Genomic DNA, 1,709 nt, shown 5'->3' on the forward strand with positions numbered 1-1,709 from the left:
TCAAAACCACATATTGAAAACCGAATTGAACAAACTTCCTATCCCCTGAACCTTCTGGTTAAGCCCTCGACCGATTAGTATTAGTCAGCTCCGTACATTGCTGCACTTCCACCTCTAACCTATCCACCTCGTCGTCTACAAGGGGTCTTACTGCCTACGCATGGGATATCTCATCTTGAGGGGGGCTTCACGCTTAGATGCCTTCAGCGTTTATCCCGTCCAGACTTGGCTACTCTGCCATGGCATTGGTATGCCAACAGATGCACCAGCGGTCTGTCCATCCCGGTCCTCTCGTACTAAGGACAGCTCCTCTCAGATATCCTACGCCCGCGCCGGATAGGGACCGAACTGTCTCACGACGTTCTGAACCCAGCTCGCGTACCGCTTTAATGGGCGAACAGCCCAACCCTTGGGACCTGCTACAGCCCCAGGATGCGATGAGCCGACATCGAGGTGCCAAACCACTCCGTCGATGTGAACTCTTGGGAGTGATAAGCCTGTTATCCCCAGGGTAGCTTTTATCCGTTGAGCGATGGCAATCCCACTTTCATACCACCGGATCACTAAGTCCTACTTTCGTACCTGCTCGACCCGTCAGTCTCGCAGTCAAGCCCCCTTATGCCTTTGCACTCTCTGGATGGTTTCCAACCATCCTGAGGGAACCTTTGAGCGCCTCCGATACCCTTTCGGAGGCGACCGCCCCAGTCAAACTCCCCACCTGACATTGTCCCCCGCCCAGGTCATGGGCGCAGGTTAGAAACCCAATACCGCAAGGGTGGTATCCCAACAGCGGCTCCTCACAGACTGGCGTCCATGATTCACAGCCTCCCACCTATCCTGTACATGCAATACCGGATCCCAGTATCAAGCTGGAGTAAAGCTCCATGGGGTCTTTCCGTCCTGGCGCAGGTAACCAGCATCTTCACTGGTATTTCAATTTCACCGGGTGCATTGTCGAGACAGCGCTCAAATCATTACGCCTTTCGTGCGGGTCGGAACTTACCCGACAAGGAATTTCGCTACCTTAGGACCGTTATAGTTACGGCCGCCGTTTACTGGGGCTTAAATTCAAAGCTTCGCGTTTCCGCTGACCTCTCCTCTTAACCTTCCAGCACCGGGCAGGCGTCAGCCCATATACCTCACCTTACGGTTTTGCATAGACCTGTGTTTTTGCTAAACAGTTGCTTGAGCCTATTCTCTGCGGCCCACTTTCATGGGCACCCCTTCTCCCGAAGTTACGGGGTCATTTTGCCGAGTTCCTTAACAATGCTTCTCCCGCCGGCCTTAGGATTCTCTCCTCATCCACCTGTGTCGGTTTACGGTACGGGCGTGTATCACACGATAGCGGCTTTTCTTGACAGCTGGAATCACACACTTCGCTACTTCAGTTCGCTCCGCATCACGTCTTCGGATTGTACGGCGGATTTGCCAGCCGTACTCCTACCCCGCTTGCCCCGGTATTCCCATTCCCGGGATGTGCTGTCCTTCTGTGTCCCCACAGTTCTGATGATACACGGTACAGGAATCTCAACCTGTTGTCCATCGGCTACGCCTCCCAGCCTCGCCTTAGGCCCCGACTTACCCAGAGCAGATCAGCTTTACTCTGGAAACCTTGGATATTCGGCCTGGAGGATTCCCACCTCCATCTCGCTACTCATTCCGGCATTCTCTCTTCTTAAATGTCCACGGCTCCTCGTCGGTACCGCTTC

1 rRNA gene is annotated in these 1,709 nt (G+C 54.0%); it reads right to left on the reverse strand.

The window, feature by feature from the left end:
• Window positions 1–54: 54 nt before the first annotated feature.
• Window positions 55–1,709 (reverse strand): 23S ribosomal RNA (locus DWX59_RS28355); the annotation flags it as partial.

It is taken from the genome of Enterocloster aldenensis, from assembly GCF_003434055.1.
Taxonomy (GTDB): Bacteria; Bacillota; Clostridia; order Lachnospirales; family Lachnospiraceae; genus Enterocloster; species Enterocloster aldenensis.